The organism is Agarivorans sp. D1326, from assembly GCF_056958115.1.
Genome location: NZ_JBTWEN010000003.1, coordinates 211,906 through 227,393, shown reverse-complemented (window position 1 = coordinate 227,393; position 15,488 = coordinate 211,906). Strand labels below are relative to the sequence as shown.

At 44.3% G+C, this 15,488-nt stretch carries 12 protein-coding genes; 4 read left to right on the top strand and 8 right to left on the bottom strand.

Features of this window, described 5'->3' with window-relative positions; genetic code table 11:
• Nucleotide 1: 1 nt before the first annotated feature.
• Nucleotides 2-913: an AAA family ATPase gene (locus ACYFDN_RS07605; RefSeq protein ID WP_483510638.1), complete on the bottom strand. Its 912-nt coding sequence runs from the start codon at nucleotides 911-913 to the stop codon at nucleotides 2-4.
• Between the two features lie 276 nt (nucleotides 914-1,189).
• Here ACYFDN_RS07605 and ACYFDN_RS07600 point away from each other — a divergent pair, with 276 nt between their 5' ends.
• Nucleotides 1,190-2,005: a class I SAM-dependent methyltransferase gene (locus tag ACYFDN_RS07600; protein WP_483510637.1), complete on the top strand. Its 816-nt coding sequence runs from the start codon at nucleotides 1,190-1,192 to the stop codon at nucleotides 2,003-2,005.
• Nucleotides 2,006-2,134: 129 nt separating this feature from the next.
• Here ACYFDN_RS07600 and ACYFDN_RS07595 read toward each other — a convergent pair whose 3' ends face one another.
• From ACYFDN_RS07595 to ACYFDN_RS07580, 4 genes are all read right to left on the bottom strand, one after another.
• Entirely contained in the window at nucleotides 2,135-2,398 is a 264-nt protein-coding gene (locus ACYFDN_RS07595) for a CBU_0592 family membrane protein (protein WP_016400397.1), read from the bottom strand.
• 214 nt (nucleotides 2,399-2,612) lie between these two features.
• Entirely contained in the window at nucleotides 2,613-3,578 is a 966-nt protein-coding gene (locus tag ACYFDN_RS07590) for a S1 family peptidase (protein WP_483510636.1), read from the bottom strand.
• Between the two features lie 99 nt (nucleotides 3,579-3,677).
• Nucleotides 3,678-4,502 (bottom strand): DUF4037 domain-containing protein, encoded by an 825-nt coding sequence (locus ACYFDN_RS07585; RefSeq protein ID WP_483510635.1) that lies wholly within the window; start codon nucleotides 4,500-4,502, stop codon nucleotides 3,678-3,680.
• Nucleotides 4,503-4,598: 96 nt separating this feature from the next.
• Nucleotides 4,599-4,934, bottom strand: a complete 336-nt coding sequence (locus ACYFDN_RS07580; RefSeq protein WP_483510634.1) for a DUF2960 domain-containing protein — start codon at nucleotides 4,932-4,934, stop codon at nucleotides 4,599-4,601.
• 315 nt (nucleotides 4,935-5,249) lie between these two features.
• On the opposite strand from ACYFDN_RS07580, the gene ACYFDN_RS07575 reads away from it, so the two are divergent.
• Complete coding sequence (locus ACYFDN_RS07575) at nucleotides 5,250-6,377, top strand: efflux RND transporter periplasmic adaptor subunit (RefSeq protein WP_483510633.1); 1,128 nt, start codon at nucleotides 5,250-5,252, stop codon at nucleotides 6,375-6,377.
• Between the two features lie 14 nt (nucleotides 6,378-6,391).
• Nucleotides 6,392-9,544, top strand: a complete 3,153-nt coding sequence (locus ACYFDN_RS07570) for an efflux RND transporter permease subunit (protein WP_483510632.1) — start codon at nucleotides 6,392-6,394, stop codon at nucleotides 9,542-9,544.
• Nucleotides 9,545-9,610: 66 nt separating this feature from the next.
• Here ACYFDN_RS07570 and ACYFDN_RS07565 read toward each other — a convergent pair whose 3' ends face one another.
• Entirely contained in the window at nucleotides 9,611-10,324 is a 714-nt protein-coding gene (locus tag ACYFDN_RS07565; protein ID WP_483510631.1) for a substrate-binding periplasmic protein, read from the bottom strand.
• 376 nt (nucleotides 10,325-10,700) lie between these two features.
• Between ACYFDN_RS07565 and ACYFDN_RS07560 the strand changes: the two genes are divergently transcribed.
• Nucleotides 10,701-12,362, top strand: coding sequence for a long-chain-fatty-acid--CoA ligase (locus ACYFDN_RS07560; protein WP_016400406.1), 1,662 nt, complete (start codon nucleotides 10,701-10,703; stop codon nucleotides 12,360-12,362).
• A 77-nt stretch (nucleotides 12,363-12,439) separates the two neighbouring features.
• On the opposite strand, the gene ACYFDN_RS07555 is transcribed toward ACYFDN_RS07560, so the two are convergent.
• Nucleotides 12,440-13,645 (bottom strand): carbohydrate porin, encoded by a 1,206-nt coding sequence (locus ACYFDN_RS07555; RefSeq protein ID WP_152780148.1) that lies wholly within the window; start codon nucleotides 13,643-13,645, stop codon nucleotides 12,440-12,442.
• A gap of 494 nt (nucleotides 13,646-14,139) precedes the next feature.
• Nucleotides 14,140-15,429 carry a carbohydrate porin gene (locus ACYFDN_RS07550; protein WP_016400409.1) on the bottom strand — a complete coding sequence of 430 codons (1,290 nt, stop codon included), beginning with the start codon at nucleotides 15,427-15,429 and terminating at the stop codon, nucleotides 14,140-14,142.
• Nucleotides 15,430-15,488 lie beyond the last annotated feature (59 nt).

The following is a 15,488-nucleotide window of genomic DNA, read 5'->3' as shown; positions in this document are numbered from 1 at the left end:
CTTAAGTCAAATCACTATAGGGGTCTACTTCGGCCAATATTTGTTTGGCGTAGGCTTCTCCGCTATCTCCTCGCCCTAAACGGTGGGCACTCACCGCACTAAACACCGCTTGCACATCCTCTGGGGAAACGTGCTGCTTATGATGAACAAATGCCCACGCCTTGGCGCAAGCAAGTAAGGTTAAGCTGCAACGCGGCGACAAAGGACTAGCCCCTTCCAGCACTCGGCTGCAGTGCACCAAACGCAATAAATAATCTAACAAAGCATCACTGCAATGCAGTGCGTTCACTTGCTGTTGTAACTCCAACAGTTGCTCTACTGAAAGTGCCGCTAAAGATTGGCTGGTTTGCTTGCCTCGTTTAAGCATTGCCATTTCTGAATCTAAATCAGGAAAACCAATGCTTAAACGCATGGAAAAGCGATCTAACTGAGACTCGGGTAAGTCAAAGGTACCAAGCTGTTCGCGCGGGTTTTGGGTGGCAATAACAAAGAATGGCGCTTTTAAAGGGTAGCTCTCACCGTCGGTACTCACTTGTTGCTCTTCCATGGCTTCGAGCAAAGCACTTTGGGTGCGAGGACTGGCGCGATTAAGCTCATCAGCCAAAACTAGATGGTGAAAAATAGGCCCAGGATGAAACTTAAACTGCTGAGTAGGCGGTTCAAATACCGACACACCGATAATATCAGCAGGCAATAAATCGCTAGTAAATTGAATTCGCTGAAAACTTAAACCAAAACCAGCAGCAAGCCATTTAGCTAAACTGGTTTTCCCAGCACCCGGCAGATCTTCAATCAGCAAATGGCCAGAGGCCAATAAACAACTCAAAGCCAAACGCACCGCTTTGGGTTTGCCAAGCAATTGTTGCTCAAGGTAATCACAAATTGGCGCTAATTGAGGATGTATTTGATTCATATAAGTAAAGGCCCTATTTTTAGTCGCTCTAGCATACAAAGCTTTTGCTCATTTGTGCAGCCAAAGTCGTCAAACTTATCGCTCTAGTCGAAAATTTGTTGCGAGAGGTTCGCCTAACATTGATGCCCGAAAACCCAGTATCCACTTCCCTCTAAGGCATAATCAGCCAAACCACCTAAAGCCATACCTGTAAAGATAATGCTGCACAAGCCTCTGTCGTTATCGCCTTGTTTAACTGTAAGACTAGCTCACTAGACTAAAGTCTAAGCAGGTTAAATGGCGGAGTTTGAGATGAATACTCACCAACACGCAACAACTGGCAAGGCTAATGGCCGCTTATGGGGATTGTCATCTCAAGACTGGGCCAATATTCAAGAGCAAACCTGTCGCCCAGTATATCTAGCAGCATTTGATAAACTGGCCATCAACGAGACTAGCTACTACTTAGACGTTGGATGTGGCTCTGGTATGGCCGCCGCTTTGGCCAGCGAACAAGGCGCAACAGTGCATGGGGTTGATGCTTCACAAGCCTTAATAGAAATCGCCAAGCAGCGATCTCCAAAAGGATCATTTCATGTGTCTGATATAGAAACGCTGCCATTTAAATACAACAGTTTTTCTTGTATTACCGGCTTTAACTCATTTCAATATGCGGGGGATCATGTTGCAGCCTTGGGCGAAGCCAAGCGCGTTGCCAAGCCTAGCGCCAAGGTAATAATTATGACTTGGGGTGAACCAGAAGGAATGCAAGCGGCCTCCTTAGTGGCAGCCTTAAAACCGTTGTTACCCGCACCACCCAAAGGCGCTCCGGGGCCTTTTGCCCTATCCAACAAAACCTTATTGCGTGAATTTGCCCTTGAATCTGGGCTAAAACCTATAGACATTTTCGACGTTGTGTCCCCCTGGCAATACGCTGATTTAGAAACTGCCTTGCGCGGCTTAGCCTCATCTGGAGTTGCAGCAAAAGCCATTGAAAATACTAGCCATCATGCATTAGACAAAGCACATCGTAAGGCCTTGTCGCCATTTGAGAACCTCGATGGCAGCTACCACATAGAGGCCACTTTTCGTTGCTTATATGCCAGCGCTTAATTAGCCGAGTTGAACAGGGAGTATCAGAGTAAGTGACAGGAGGGAAAAACAAAGTTTCAATCGTTTATTAAGAACTATCACCATCGAATAAAGGCGATAGCTCTTAAATTATCGCGAAGTCATTCTAAATTATGCTTGAGCGACAGCAGGCTCTCGTTTGAAGTACTTAACAATACCTACCACTGATGCACCAATCCAGAATAGCTCAATAACAAAGCTAGCTAGGTTAAAATTAATGCACAAACTAATTAGCAGTAAAATAGCACCGCTTAAGTTCATTAGGTTATAGGCAAGTTGCTTGGGATTTAAACGCTCTAACTGTAAAAGAAAAAACGAACCTACCACTAAAGCAGTTCCAAGTAGTCCAACGATATCGGCAAAAATACTTTGCATAAAATTCTCATTAACAAGCAAAAATGTTCGTCCAAATTGCTGGCCCAATCCTTGGGGTGGACGTTCTCAACTGTTTAACAGCACTCCATGAGACAGCTTGTTAGTGGCATATAAAAATGCGGGCGTAATTTACCAGAAAACGCCCGCCGATGCATGAGGATTTTTTAAACAATTTAACGGAAGAATTATTCCGTTAATTAACTAATTGAAAAATCTAATTTTTAGCTTTTCTAAAGCGGCGTAACACCAGCAAAGCAATTAAACCTAGACCGCCAGCAGCCCCTCCACCACCAGAGCTAGGCCGAGGAACCGCAGCTAGTTGAGAGCACAAACTTGGGTCTGCTCGCTCTGCTTCGCTGGCTTGGATTACTTGGTTAATCCAGCCTGACAATTTGCCAACATCTGCGTAAACCCCAGGCGCATTAGCACAACTGCTTGTCCCCCAGCTAACAATGCCTGCCAGCTTGTATTGGGTCCCCTCATCAATAAACAATGGACCACCACTGTCGCCAGAACATGAATCGGCTATATCACTATCCGCACAAAACATTTGCTCACTTAACCACTCCGCGCCATAAAACTGGCTACATTCTGAGGTCGATGTTAAAGAGAGATCGGCTTGTTGAAGCTCATCAAGATACTCGGGGTTATCAGCATCATTGTTTACTCGGCCGTAACCAATTACTCGCAGGCCAAAACCAGGAGAATACTGGTCAAAAATCGCACTTTGATTAATCGTTATTGGCATAATAGAAGTAGCGTCAGCTAAACGTATCAACACTAGATCATAGTCTCCAATAACCTTGCCTTCCTCAGTGTTATCAAAATCAACGTAATCTGGATGTTGGCATACCTCTGCCATCGACAAACCGTCATCATAAGAATAATTGAATTCATCTTCGCCAATAAAAGCGATGATATCTTCAGCTTGGGTATGCTGCCCTTCTTCATATTGATCGAAAGTACAATGCGCAGCACTTAACAGCCATTGCTCATTAATTAACACAGCACCACAGTGGCTGCTACCCGCTTTAAGTTGAGCCATCCACGGATAAGCACCTTTAGGGGCATCTTCCCCCCCTACAACATAGGGAACGGCTAGATCGGAGCTTGCAAAAGAAGCGCCTGAGAATAGAGTTAGAACGAGCAAGCCACCTGCGGCGTTACGGCTTATTAGCATCAATACATCCTTGTTTTTACTACTATGAGTTGCGCTACCTTCACATCAAATATTATTTTAATCAATAGAGATGGATCAATGTAGCTTAGCTTTTATCTGCTAATCCTTAGCAGGCCAGCTTAAGGATGTTTGAGTCGTTACCACCTGCTGCAAGGTTTCGGTCAGCAAACTCACTGTATCTAATAAGCTGTCTGCTGCTTGCCCCACCTCAGCCAGCAAACGTTCGACATTTTCAGCTAGCTGGTCTGGACAAATATTGCAGTGTAGTTCAGCGTACTCAAGCATGCGCTTCTCTCCAGGATGCGGCAGCTCATTAATAGCAAAAAGAATGTCGAAATAACTGGCTAAAAACTCTGCACAACGGTGATTTAAGCTAACTCGGTCTTGGCGTTTTAAGGCCTTGGCTAATTGGAAGTAGTAAGCGGGCATTAGTGTTGTAAGCAAAGGCGCATTTTTATTTACTACTGCTTGTTGCAGTGCGTTGGGATAAGCCACATCAAAACGTTGCTGTAAACGCTTGGCTTCACCGTTAGCATCGTAAAGGATTTTTGAATCTAGCAAGTTTGCCCAAAAGCAGGAACTATAACCCACCTTTGCTTGATGGCGCTCCACTAAGTAATGCAGCTCATTTTCCAAGAAGGAAAAGTCTCTATAGATGAGTTCAATCTCTATTCCGTCGAGCAATACACCGTCGTCTTCGGTTTCCCAAAACTGATTATTTAACTCAAGATACTGACAATGCTTTGCCACTATCTTTTGACGTGCTTCAGCCGCCAAGGGGGCGTTTAAATAGACATATACATCGTAGTCAGAATAGCTATCAGAAAGGCCGCTAGCTCTTGAGCCCGCCAGTAAAATGGCATCAACTTGTGCAAGCGTCGAAAGCTCACCAACAAGCGCTAAGAAGTGGATAGATTCAGACATATTTAACATTCCCTGTTGTTTATCAAGCTAGCTTAATAAAAAACCCTGTTAAATATAGGGGCACTTTATAGAAAAGCGCTTTCAAGCACTAAATCACTATGTGGCTTGTTTCTCTTCGTCTTTTAAGAAGCGAATATCACTAAAGCCCAAACGCTGGAACTCTTTTGCTCGGTATTCTTTCAAGGTAGCCTTGTCTCTAGTAGACATAGCTAACTGTTTCTCCATAGCTAAAAATGAAGAAATATCAACACCTTCAGCTGCCGCTACTGCTTCATGTACGTCATGATATTTATCAAAAGAAAAATTTATGACCTTGGTTTGACGTTTATATTTGTATGTCACTTGGCGTGCCATCATGCCCTCTACGCGCTCTAAAATTTGGCTAGATAATAGCGTAAAGCCAAGCCCAATGCTGTGCTTTATCCATTTCATAAATAGCTTTTATAGAGAAATCAAACACTAACAGGCTGCTTTATTCTTCACTCACCAGATTAAGCATCAAGCAAACATCAAATTTGCGGATAAATCCCGAAGCTTAAACTCGGTATTACTGAGGCTACCTTTGGTAAATATGGGTGTATATTTAGCCCCTACTTATTTTTAGTAATTACTAAAAAATAAAGGCGTCAGAAAGGCGTTTCGCAAGGATCGCGTTCTAGTTAGCATCCGCCAACTATACCAATGCAGGGAGCTCTCGGCTCTTTCGGCAACTTGTTCCGCACCATTGTATAGTTTGAGGATAGTTTCATGTTTTCCATCCGTCTTCGTATGCTTGTGACTGCCGCAGCATTAGTTTTGCTCAGTGCGTGCAACTCTTCTACCGAGTCTGCCGCCCAGATACCCGCCAGCTTAGTTAATACTGAATTGGCACAAAACCTTCAATACGCGCCTTCCCAGCAATTTGTTGGTCGCATTGAGGCTTATCAAGATGTAGATATTCGCGCACAAGTAAGTGGCTATTTGGTAAAACGCCACTTTGAAGATGGCCAGATGGTAAAACGCGGACAACTGCTTTATGAAATTGACCCTACCCGCTACCAAGCCGCAGTAGCTCAAGCCAAAGCCTCACTAGCAAAAGCTAAGGCAGCACTAACCAATGCCGAGATAAACTGGCAACGTGGCGAACGTTTATTGCCAAAGAATAATATTAGCCGCTCAGAGTTTGACCGCTTAACCGCAGAAAAGCTATCTGCCGAAGCTCAGTTGGAAGCTGCAGAAGCAGAGCTTAACGCCAGCTTAGTCGATTTAAAACACACCAGCATTGTTGCCCCTTTTGATGGGCGAATTGGCCAAAGTAAAGTAAGTAAAGGTGACTTAATCACTATGACTAGCGGCGCGTTAACTAACCTTGTGAGCTTGAATCCAATTCGTGCCAGTTTTCGTGTATCGGAGCGCGAGCGCCTAGCAATGGGGCTTGATCATGTAGACGCACACTCAAGCGCACAAACCGACGATACCATCGTTGATTTGGTGATTAGCGATAACCGCAGTTACCCCAACAAAGGCCGTTTAGATTTCATCGACAACCGAATCGATTTGCAAACCGGTACTATCAATATCAGTGCTCAGTTCGACAACCCGCAACAGCAACTTTTGCCCGGCCAATATGTAGAAATAGGCCTCACCAGCACCGCATTAGTTGAAGCAACAGTGATTCCTCGTCGCGCGGTACAAAGTGATTTAGAGGGCGAATTTGTCATGTTAGTGGGCGAAGACAACAAGGCTGAGCGTCGTAATGTCACCATTGGCCCAGTGCTAGAGCAAGGCGTTGTGATACATAAAGGTTTGCAAGGTAACGAGCAGGTCATCACTGCTGGCTTACAACGTGTACGCCATGGTCACCCAGTACAAGTTGTTGAAAAGCAGCAAGGATAAGGTAATTAGTCACTATGCTTAGTCGCTTTTTTATTCAAAGGCCAAAGTTTGCTTTGGTAATTTCTATCTTATTGTCGTTGGCAGGGGCTATTGCCCTAATGGTTTTGCCAGTGGCCGAATATCCTCAAATTAGCCCGCCTTCGGTAAGTGTTTCCGCTTACTACACTGGTGCCAGCGCCGAAACCGTAGAAGAAGCCGTCGCCGAAGTGATTGAGAGCTCGGTGAATGGCGTGGAAGACATGTTATACATGAACTCCAAAAGCGCTAACGATGGCTCTTATTCGCTAACGGTAACCTTTGATATTGGTACCGACCCCGACATGGCACAAATTAATGTGCAAAACCGGGTTACTCAAATTGAATCTAAGTTGCCGCCAGAAGTGCGCCAAGTGGGTGTAACCGTACGTAAACGTTCACCAGACCTATTAATGGTGCTTAACTTTTATTCTCCAGACGGGCACTACGACGATACCTTCTTAAACAACTACGTCACGCTAAACATTGAAGACCAACTCGCTCGTGTAAAAGGCATTAGTGACGTACGAGTAATTAGCTCGGCTGAATACTCAATGCGGGTTTGGTTAGATCCATTAAAGCTTGCCAACCTTAACTTAACTACCAGTGATATTCGCGCCAGTTTAGCCGAGCAAAACGTGCAAGTAGCTGTGGGTTCTATTGGTGCACCGCCCTACCAAGCTAACAACGACGTGCAGTTTAGTCTGCTCACCAAAGGCCGCTTAGATACCGTAGAAGACTTTGAAAACATTCTACTGGTCGCCAATGCCGATGGCTCAAAAATATATTTGAAAGACGTAGCCCGAGTAGAGTTAGGCAAACGTGGTTATGCCGCCTTTGGCGAGTTTAGAGACCAGCCTTCGGTATCAGTGATTTTGTCCTTGCAAACTGGCGCTAACGCTTTAGAAAGTGGCGAAGCAGTAATGGCTTTAATGGGCCAGCTTAAAGCCAATATGCCAGAGAAAATGGATTACGAAATTGCCTACGACACAACCTTATTTGTGGAAGAGTCGGTCAAAGGTGTAATCAAAACCCTAATTGAAGCTATTTTGCTGGTGATTTTAGTTACCTACTTATTCTTAGGAAGTTGGCGTTCTACGCTAATACCGGTAGTGGCTATTCCGGTATCGCTGATCGGCACCTTTGCCATTATGTTGGCAACCGGCTTTACCATTAACACCATTACCTTATTTGGCTTAATTTTGGCCATCGGTATTGTGGTGGATGACGCGATTCTGGTGATTGAAAACGTCGACAGCAAACTGTCGGCGCACCCAGAACTCACCCCACGCCAAGCCACCTTAAAAGCGATGCGCGAAGTAACCGGGCCAATTATTTCCTCCACCTTGGTATTGCTAGCGGTGTTCTTACCGGTTGCTATGCTGCCAGGAATTACCGGGGTAATGTATCGTCAATTTGCCATTACCATTTGTATCTCGGTGGTTATTTCCTCAATCAACGCTTTAACCCTTTCACCGGCGATTTGTTCGTTGGTACTAAAGCGCGGTAAACAAAAACAAGCGCGTTGGTTTGCGCTGTTTAATCGAGGTTTAGTGGCAATTACCACCCGTTACGGACAAGCTGCTGGCATGTTGGTAAGGCGCAGTGCAGCGCTGGTGGTATTCTTCTGCTTAGCCATTGCTGCTGTAGCGTGGATGAACCACAACACGTCTAAAGCGTTTGTTCCGCAAGAAGATAAAGGCGTATTACTGGTTAACGTGCAGCTGCCCGACTCAGCTTCACTTAGCCGCACCGCGGAGGTCTCTCAGCGTCTCAATGACATTATCCTTGAAGAACCTGGCGTAGAAGCAGTGAGTTTAGCTAACGGCTACGGTTTATTAGCTGGGGCTATTCAGTCAAATGCTGCCACTATGTTTGTAAAACTAAAACACTGGGACGAGCGCAATGCCTTGCTGGGCGAACACAGCTCTTTTGCCATTAGCCAGCGTATTAATGAACAAGCCTATGGGCGAATTCAAGATGCAATGATTTTCGCCTTTGGCCCTCCTGCTGTTCCTGGCATGGGCACCGCTTCGGGCTTTGAGTTTGTGCTGCAAGATGGCTTAGGTCGCTCGCGCAGCGACCTTGCACAGGTGATGCAAGACATCACTATTAAGGCCAATGCCGCACCAGAAATTGGCAGTGCTTTTAGTACTTTCCGAGCCGATGTACCGCATTTTTATGTAGACATCGACCGCAGCAAAGCTAAACAGCTTGGCGTGCCACTAGGGGATTTGTTTACAACTTTACAAGCCAACCTTGGCTCGTTATATGTGAACGATTTTACCCTTTACGGTAAAAACTTCCGAGTCACCATGCAGGCAGAGGATGAATACCGCAGTCGCCTAGATAACCTTGGTCAGTTTCATGTTCGAAGCATGAGCGGCGACATGGTGCCACTGAGTACCTTGGTCACCATTGAACAGCAGTTTGCACCCGACGTTGCCTGGCGTTACAACCTTTACCGCAGCGCAGTACTGCAAGGCCAACCGGCACCGGGTTACTCATCTGGTGACGCCATTGCAGCAATGGAGCGAATAGCCGCAGAAGAGCTGCCAAATGGTTACCAATATGAATGGACAGGCATGGCTTACCAAGAGATCCAAGCGGGTAATATGGCCATATTCGCCTTTGCCTTAGCACTGCTATTCATCTACCTGTTTATGGTGGCACAATACGAAAGCTGGACGATTCCGCTTGCCATTATCCTAGTAGTGCCGGTAGCCACTTTAGGTTCTTTTGTTGCGTTAGCCATTGCTGGTTTGCCAATGAACTTATATGCGCAAATAGGCTTAGTACTGCTGATTGCCCTGGCCGCCAAAAATGCCATTTTGATTGTTGAGTTTGCTCGTATGCAACGAGAAGATAAGGACATGCCCATCAATCAAGCGGCGGTAACCGGAGGCACCTTGCGCTTTAGAGCGGTAAACATGACCTCTTGGTCGTTTATCTTTGGCATGATCCCTCTGGTATTAGCGAATGGCGCTGGCCATATTAGCCAAAACTCTTTGGGAATATCGCTGGTAGGTGGATTGCTGTGTGTATTACTAGTAGGCACCTTCTTAATACCTGGTTTCTACGCGATGATTCAGCGTCGCCGCGAAACACACCATGGTGGCTCTACAAAATTAGAAGAAATAGAAGAGGTTTAAGCCTTCGCTATTTACCTCACTAAAAAGCAAGCCCTAGGGCTTGCTTTTTTATTGGTAAGGCAACCGCTAAAAATTGTCTCGGTTACGCCTAATTGCGCGATTAATTTCATTTAAATGCTCTAAGCATGGAGAAGATTTAGACATCACCATATAGATGTTCTGCTCACTAATACTAGGCTGCATATCCACCAATACATCGGCATATTCTGTATCAGCAATTTTTAGCCTGCCCCCATGGGTGGCATATAGCAAATAGTCAGCTCTTTTTAAGGCAATCAGCTTAATAGCTCTATCTAGGTCATCCATTTTAGAAATAGTAAGATTTTGCTTGGCATAGCTATCAAACTGGTCACCAAAGCTACTACCCAACATTTGTATACCACGCTTGCCCTGTAAGCTTTCTAAGCCACTAAAAGCAGCACTTTGCTCTTTATGAATAAAGGCAGTGCTGTACTCCACGCCTACCGCTTCGCTAAATACAAACTTACTACCGCGCTGTTGATTATAGAAAGCAGCGATAACCACATCTAAATCACCCGTTTCCAACTGCAAAAACTGCCGCTTCCAAGGCACCATTGCTTGATATTCAACATCAATACCTACCTCGGCAAAAACTCGATTTGCCAAGTCGACCGCTAAGCCTTGCAAGGGAGCTTGAGCATTAACTCTGTATGACACGTCAAACCAATTATGCTCGCCATTCACGCGAATCTGTTCGCAGGTGGCTTGTACGGTTGCGCACAATAAGCTGCTAAAAAACAATGTGAGTAGTCGTAACACTGGCGGTTCCTTTTGCCGTTCCTTGTATAACATTAGTAAAAACAAGGCTACATTCAAGAGCATTTAAATGATAAAAATATCAAATTTAATTAGCAATAATAAGGTTGCTTAAACCTATACACGCCAATCTAAAACCTCGCGCTCTTCAAACAATTCTGACATTTATCTGCATATTATCCACAAAACTGGTTACTTGAAGAAAATGGCTAATGATTTAGCTCAACGATTCACAAAAATACGCTAGGGTTTATTATCGCAATCAGCTAATCTTGCGGGCAAAAATAGATAAGCCCCAAACAGCATATTATCTGCTTGGTAAAACCGCTTGGTTCGCCAAACAGGACTTTTCGTGCTAACTAATGGGTGAGGATAGAATATGAATTCATCAGACCAACCTTGGTTAAAAAGCTACCCAGACGATGTGCCCGCAGAAATAAGCACAGAGCAATTTGAGAATTTGCTGGAATTGTTTGAGCACAGCTGTAAACAATTTCCCAAACAAACCGCCTTTATCAACATGGGTAAAAGCCTCACCTATCAAGAGCTAGACCAAAAATCGCTGGCCTTTGCCGCTTATTTACAACAAGAGCTAGGCATGCAAGCTGGCGAGCGTATCGCCTTAATGATGCCCAACGTGTTGCAATACCCCATTGCACTTTATGGCGCCTTGCGAGCAGGCTTAGTGGTAGTCAATGTGAATCCGCTGTATACGCCACGTGAATTAAAGCACCAGCTTTGCGACTCAGAAGCTAGCGCAATAGTGGCCGTAACCAACTTTGGTAATAGCCTGCAGCAAGTGATAAAAGATACCCAAGTTAAACATGTGATTCTTACTAGTATCGGCGACCAACTAGCCGTGCATAAACGCACCCTAGTTAACTTTGTGGTTAAGTACGTTAAAAAAATGGTGCCTAAGTACAACCTGCCTGGCGCCATATCAATGCGTCGCGCCTTAACTCAGGGCAAAACCATGGCTTATCAAAAGCCCCAGCTTAGCGGCGATGATATTGCTTATTTGCAATATACCGGCGGCACAACTGGTGTGGCGAAAGGGGCGATGTTAACTCACCGCAACGTACTAGCTAACGTGATTCAGGTTTACTATCACTTTGCCCCACGCACCTTATTAGACCAAGAACACGCGGTAACGCCCCTACCGCTTTACCACATCTTCGCCAACACCGTGAGCATGATGTTCATCTTGTATATTGGTGGCAAAAACTTATTAATTACTAATCCACGTGATCTTAATAGCTTTGTAAACGATCTTCGTAAGTACCCGTTCACGATGATTTTTGGCTTAAACACGCTGTTTAACGGTTTGCTTAATCATGCCGGGTTTAGGCAGTTAGATTTTTCGAAAGCACGTTTCACCATTGCCGGTGGCATGGCTACCCAAAAGCACATTGCCGAGCAATGGCAAGAACTTACCCAAATGCCAATTATTGAAGGTTATGGGCTTACTGAATGTTCGCCAGTTGTGGCTGCCGGAACCCACCAACAACAAGCCTTTATCCCCTCTATTGGGGTACCGATGCCTAGCACCCAAATTCGAGTGGTAGATGAAGAAGGTAACGAGCTAGATGTGGGCGGTGTCGGTGAGCTACAAATAAAAGGCCCGCAAGTTATGCAGGGCTACTGGAAACAACCTGAAGAAACCGCCAACGTTATCACCAAAGACGGGTGGATTAAGTCTGGCGATATTGGTCGCATGGACGAACAAGGCTACTTCTTTATTGAAGACCGTAAAAAAGACATGATCTTGGTGTCAGGTTTTAATGTCTTTCCTAGCGAGATTGAGGAAGTTGCAACGCTACATCCATCCATTGTTGAGGCTGCAGCAGTTGGCGTTCCAGACGATGTGAGTGGCGAACGCATTCGCTTGTTTGTTGTGTGTAATGCGCGAGTTGGCCGAGAAGAAATTAAAAAGCACTGCCGCAAACACCTTACCGGTTACAAAATGCCAAAAGACATTGTTTACCGTGAAGAGCTACCTAAAACCAATGTAGGTAAAATTTTACGTCGCGAGTTACGCTAACAAAAAGGGCGCAGCTAAGCTGCGCCAAAATTCCAAGATTAGGCTCTGTCCCTATCGCCCATTAAAAGTGGTAATAATTACCACCACGCGTCGAACATCATGCCTACGTTAGTAGCCGGTGTTGTTTTATCACCCACTTTCACTTCACCATGAGTTACAAAGAATCGAATCTCTGGGCGCGACCATAAGAAGCTTCCCATCGACATGTTTTGCTGAATACTGACTTTCCAAGCACTCTCGTCTTGGTTATCGTTGAAATCTACACTGTCGTAACCAAACTCAAACGACGTAGAGTGGATATCAGACCAACGGTAATGAGGTTTAATAACAAACTGATTCCAGGTGCTTTCATCGTTGTTTTCTAAATCAGATTGTTCAAAGCTGTAACCATAATCAATAGCAAACGAATCACTTAGACCTAAGTTACCAAACCAGTAAAATGCTGTTGAATTAATGTCACCTTTAATTTGGCCGGCATCCAACAAGTTGTTATCGCTCACATTATCGTTGTAACGAATAGCAAATTCGTTAGTACCCATGCTCCAACCCACTTTATAGAAAGCTGCTGCTTGAAGCGAGGTTACGTGTTTTGGGTCATGCTCATCAGACTGGTCACCAAAACCATAGTTAAAGTTAAAGCCTATGCTACCTGAGCCTACTTCGATGCTGTGTAGCTTTGAGGTTACCGCGTAACGTCCGTTATTACCGTTATCGCCAGATACCACTGCCAAATCAAATTTAGCCATACCAAAATCCATGTTGTCGAAACCACCACCGGCACCGTCATTCATGAAATAGAAGTAATCATTTAAGCCAAACTGAGCTCGGCCATTAAAGCGTTTACCTGCCCACACATACATATCTTTCTGGCTTTCAAACAAGTTTGAACCACCCGCAAAAGCCTGAGCCATTCTTAAATTGTAAGTTGTACTATCATTGTGATCACGCTGCCAGCCATAGCCGTCGTCCGCCATAAAGTAGATATCCCAATCACCCGCATTTTCACTCTTTTGGTGATAATTAATACCTAACTCCATACCGGTACCTTCGTTACCAATACGACCAGGTTGTTGCGGGCTGCTTGGAGCTTTAATAATTGCAATACCATTTCGTACCGCGTTATAAGCTTGAGCTTCATGTTCACTATTATTTTTTTCTGTATTAAAACCCGCAACCATGCGGGCGTAGCCGTTGTAACTTAGGCCTTCTTCCTTCGCAAAAGCAGAACCACTAAATGCCATACCGGCACTCATCATCGCAACTGTAAGCGCTTTCATATTCATGTTTACAACTCCATGGAATAAATTTTTTTTATTAGTTTATCCGGCGAGTGAACCTCACCTTCGAGCCTGAGTATAATTTTGAGAGTCAAATTTAATTGAGACAAATATCACGCACAAGCAGAATAAAATAACTACAGATCACAAAAACAAAAGCTTTTACTGCGATTTAAATGTTAGCGATAATTTAAGATAATTGAGGATAAAATATCATTAAATGATTCAAAATCAGATCAAAACGCACATAAACGACAAAATATAGAGATAAAAGTTTAATGCAAAAAACATAAAAGCAAAGGCGGCGTTTAATTCAATCAGCATAAAACTCTAAACAGAAATGTTGTGATTTAGATATTGAGGCGTTAACTAAAGAAGAAATTAGTATTACTAGGTGGGAATTTATTAAAGGCTTACAAACAAAATAAAGGGCGTAAACAACGCCCTTTGATTATGCAACAGCCTCAACCGGTGAAGCTATAATTCATGGGTAAAACGCTTTACCACCAAGACTCAAACATAGCACCTAAAGCCAAAGTATCTTGCTTGGCTTCGATAGCTTCATTGCTACGAACTTGATTGTCGGCTTGGCCAGTAGTGGCATAGAAACGTAACATTGGACGAGCGTTACCAAAGGCATTAATGGTTACGTTTTGCGATAATGTCACTTTCCAAGCCGTGTTTTTACCGCCTTGATCGTAATCCACTACCGAGTAACCAGCCTCTAACCACGTAGAGTGCGTATCGTTCCAGTTATACATAGGTCGAACAATAGCGCTATAGTTGGTACGGTCATCTTCCGACGAGTTCGCATCGTAGTTGTGGTAGGCACCTAAATACTCTAAGGCTACTTGCTCACTAAAGTTAACCGCGCCTTCTAAGCTTAAATACAATGTGGTTAAATCTTCAGTTTTATTAAATACGCTGGTGTCTGCATTATCTGCATAGCGTGCAATAAACTGATTACGACCTTTAGACCAATTTTGGTCAATCACCGCAGCTAGGTGGTAGGCATTAATCTTGTCTTTGTTTTCTATTACGCCATTATCATCATATTGGTCGCTTTCAAAGCCATAGTTAAATAGAAAGCTCAATGCAACAGAGTCGGCGAGTTGCAAGGCATGCAGCTTAGACGTTAAGGCATAGTTACCGTTGTCTCCCGGCCCATCAACCTGGCCAACTACCGAGAAATCTAACTTGGCCATATCACCTAGTTCAAGGTTATAAATACCACCACCTTGACCATCGTGACTCATCCAAAAGTAATCATTTAAACCCTGTTGTGGACGTTGGTGGAAATCTCGACCCGCCCAAATATACGCATTAGGCTGGGATGCAAAAATATTGGTAGCGCCGGCGTAGAATTTTTTAAGAGCAATATCGCCATACTCACTAATTTCTTCGCCACTTTCGAGCTCAGATTCATACTTCCACCAGTTTTCTAGCATCAGCACTACATCCCAAATAGCACCACTTTCACTTTGAAATGCTTTAGCGAATTGGAATTCACCACCATTGGTTTCGTTACCTAAACGACCAACAGCACGGCCAGCAAGCTCACCTTCAGCTTGAACATACTTTTGAAAGTCATCTGAATAATGTAAGCCGTATCGGGCATATCCTGAAAAGATAATGCCTTCTTCAACAACAAACTCAGGGTCTAAAACCACTGGCTGAGAATCTTTAATTTGTTGAAATTGTTCAGAATTAACCTCGTCTTCTGCAGCGCTAACGAGGGGGGAACAAGTAAGTGCGATTGCCACAGCTGATGTAAGCGCTTTCACATTCATTAAAAAACTCCTGGAATAGTAATTATTTTATATTTTTATTCTGCCCGAATGGATTTATC